The sequence below is a fragment of the Microbacterium sp. genome, from assembly GCF_035277845.1.
Lineage (GTDB): Bacteria > Actinomycetota > Actinomycetes > Actinomycetales > Microbacteriaceae > Microbacterium.
Window position 1 is genome coordinate 1 of the sequence record NZ_DATEJS010000259.1, and the last position, 2,296, is coordinate 2,296.

A 2,296-nucleotide genomic window follows, 5' to 3' on the forward strand; every position below is an offset into this window, starting at 1 on the left:
GAGTGGCGCGCCGCCATGAAGCGTCGCGGCCTCGAGGACCGCATCGAGCTCGCGTTCTGCTCCCCGCTCGCGCCGGGGTTCGTCGGTCGCGCGAACGAGGTGGGCCGCCGCGTCATCCGGTCGCTGACGTTCCTGCGCGACAGCGAGGACGACATCCCCTGGGCGCACCCGGTCGAGGGCCTCATCGTGCACATCGACCTGGTGACCAACGAGGTCATCGGCATCGAGGACGAGGGCGACATCCCGGTCCCGGCGGGCTCCGGCAAGTACACGCTGGATGCCGTCGGGCCCGCCCGCACGAGCCTCAAGCCGATCGAGATCACCCAGCCCGAGGGACCCAGCTTCCAAGTGGAGGGCTCGAAGGTCGACTGGGAGAAGTGGTCGATGCGGGTGGGCTTCAACGCCCGCGAGGGCCTGGTGCTCAGCGACATCTCGTTCGACGGCCGATCGGTGCTGAGCCGCGCCTCCGTTCCCGAGATGGTCGTGCCGTACGGCGACACCATCAACACCAAGTTCTGGATCAGCTACTTCGACGCCGGCGAGTACCTGCTCGGAAAGAACGGCAACCCGCTGCAGCTCGGCTGCGACTGCCTGGGCGTCATCCACTACTTCGACGGCTACGTCGCCGACGACTACGGGCACGCGGTGCAGATCCCGAACGTCGTGTGCATGCACGAAGAGGACTACGGCGTGCTGTGGAAGCACACCGAGATGGGCCCGGTCGGAGCGCAGGTGCGCCGCTCGCGCCGCCTGGTCGTCTCGTACTTCGCCACGGTCGGCAACTACGACTACGGCTTCTTCTGGTACTTCTACCTGGACGGCTCGATCCAGGTCGAGGCCAAGGCGACCGGCATCGTGTTCGTGGGCGCCGGCATCCCCGGATCGGAGAACCCGCATGCGCCCGAGATCGCGCCCGGCGTGTTCGCGCCGGTGCACCAGCACCTCTTCTGCGCGCGGCTGGATGTCGCGATCGACGGCGACGACAACCGCCTGGTCGAGGTGGATGCCGCCCGCGTGCCGATGGGTCCGGACAACCCGTTCGGCAACGCGTTCACGTGGACCGAGACGCCGCTTCGCACCGAGCTCGAGGCGCAGCGCCTCGCCGACCCGTCGGTCGCCCGCGTGTGGCAGGTGCAGTCGGCGTCCCGCACCAACTACGTCGGCAAGCCGACCGCGTACCACCTGGTGCCCGAGGCGGGCGCACTGCTCATGGCCGACCCCGCGTCGTCGGTCGCGGCCCGCGCGACGTTCACCACGAAGCACCTGTGGGCGACCGCGTACGACCGCGAGGAGCGCTGGCCCGGCGGCCGCTACCCGAACGCCCACCAGGGCGGCGCAGGCCTGCCGGAGTACACCGCCGATGACCGCTCGATCGACGGCACCGACCTGGTGCTCTGGCACACATTCGGCCTCACGCACATCCCCCGCACCGAGGACTGGCCCATCATGCCGGTCGACTACGCCGGGTTCTGGTTCAAGCCGTACGGGTTCAACGACGTGAACCCCGCGATGGACCTGCCGGAGGGGACGGCGGGATCGTCGGCAGGATGCTGCGCCGACGGCGCCTGCGACTGCGGCGACTGACGCCCGCCCCGCACGCGCCCATCCGCGCAAGACTGGGCGCATGGCCTCCCCGACTCCTGCCGACCTCGTGCTGCGCGGCGGCGACATCCTCACGTTCGCGGACTGGACGCCGGGCGCGACCGTCGCCCCGGCGCGCGCCCTCGCGATCCGTGGCGGCGAGGTCGCCGCGGTCGGGGCGGATGCCGAGCGGCTCATCGGGCCCGGCACCGAGGTGATCGAGCTCGACGGCCGCACCGTCATCCCCGGGCTCAACGACACGCACCTGCACCTCGTCTGCTTCGCGATGGCGCGGTTCGGGCTGCGCGACGTGTCGCCCGCGGCCATCGGAGACTGGGCGGGGCTCGTCTCGATGCTGACGCCCGATGCCGTGGGCGCCGACGGCTGGATCCGCGCCCAGGGGTGGGATGCCGCTCAGCTCGGCCGGCCCGGAACGGCGGCCGACGTCGACGCCGCCCTGGCCGCGAACGGCATCCCCGGCACACCCACGGTGCTGTTCGACCGCACCGGCCATCAGCTACTGGCCGGCACGGCTGCGCTCGAGGCCCTCGCGATCACGGCGGCGACGGCGGACCCGCCGGGCGGCGTGATCGTGCGGGATGCCGTGGGCGCCCCGACCGGCGTGTTCTCGGATGCCGCGACCGCCCTGGTGCTCGGGGCGATGCCCCCGGTGCCGGCCGACACGCTCGTCGGCGTGCTGCGCCAGGCGCAGCAG

General features: G+C 71.7%; 2 protein-coding genes. Both read left to right on the forward strand.

Annotated features, from left to right (window positions below; genetic code table 11):
• The coding region (locus tag VJR25_RS11215) for a primary-amine oxidase (RefSeq protein ID WP_324115056.1) at positions 1–1,584 on the forward strand (1,584 nt) is incomplete at its 5' end.
• Positions 1,585–1,624: 40 nt separating this feature from the next.
• The coding region (locus tag VJR25_RS11220; RefSeq protein ID WP_324115057.1) for an amidohydrolase family protein at positions 1,625–2,296 on the forward strand (672 nt) is incomplete at its 3' end.